Here is a 1056-nt window from a genome sequence, read left to right on the forward strand (position 1 = left end):
TGCTTCGATAAGCCATTTAAACCAGAAGGTTGCAACTTCTGCTGGTTACACGACGCCAGAAGCACCAATAAGGCAAGTGGAGCCCAAATTTGAAATTTCATATCCAAGATTTTTTTAACATCCACGCAGCGATGAGTTGAAAAAAAAACTCATCGCTCTCGCCTTCATCCCTTACTCCACTGGTGTCCAGACACAATCCTTATACGGCGAGCATGTAATGCTGCCGTCTGGGAACTTACATGCCTGACCTATTTTTTTAGGAGCGATACAGATTCCCCAGTGGTAAATCCCCGCTGCTGCACGGCTCTCCGGAAATTCAATAATGCTAACTGCTAATAGTGCAACCGAAAGACCAAGAAGGCATAAGGCAATCTTTCTTTTCATCGTTTGATTGAAGGTTTGAGTTTAAGAAGACTTCTTCCTGTCTCGTGGCAGGAATTGCGGCAAGTTTAAGTTCGCTTCTCGTTTTTTGCAAGAACATTCGTTTTCGGTTTTCTGATTCGGTTTTCTGATTCGGTTTTCCGTTTCGGTTTTCTGATTCGGTTTTCTGATTCGGTTTTCTGATTCGGTTTTCCGTTTCGGTCGGGTTTTCCTGACCGTGTGTCAACCAGCCACACCGCTTTCTACCGCCTCCCACAGCTTGCCTCTCAAATAACGCATTGCGTTCTATCCCTCAACTCAATTCAAATCAGCCGCCCTCTCTGACCTGCAGACAGCGCTATAAAGTCTCTGAACTTCTTTTGCATCGCTTGGGTTAAAGCGCGGTTGCCTACATTAGGCTCATAGCGGCACAAGACCCGATGCCGATACAGAAAAAATACTTCCAGTGAGCCACGACTATTTAAGGCTTGAAAAATCTGTCCCGTCGTATCAAAGAGAATCGGAAACCGAACGCCAAGCGCCTCGAGTTCTCGAAAAGTGCGCTTCGGTGTTGGCGAATCGCAAATCAGCAGCACTGTTGCTGGTGGCAAAAAGGAGTGTTTTTGCAGAAAGGCTTGCCAGTCTTCGGCTTCGGCAAGGAGACACGCATTACAAGCATGTCGAGTATCGGCAACG

At 46.7% G+C, this 1056-nt stretch carries 1 protein-coding gene; it reads right to left on the reverse strand.

Annotated elements, in window-relative coordinates; genetic code table 11:
- Positions 1-683: 683 nt before the first annotated feature.
- A partial coding sequence (locus NZM05_12550; protein ID MCS7014444.1) for a hypothetical protein occupies positions 684-1056 on the reverse strand: 373 nt, incomplete at its 5' end.

The sequence above is a fragment of the Chloroherpetonaceae bacterium genome (assembly GCA_025056565.1).
GTDB lineage: Bacteria > Bacteroidota > Chlorobiia > Chlorobiales > Thermochlorobacteraceae > Thermochlorobacter.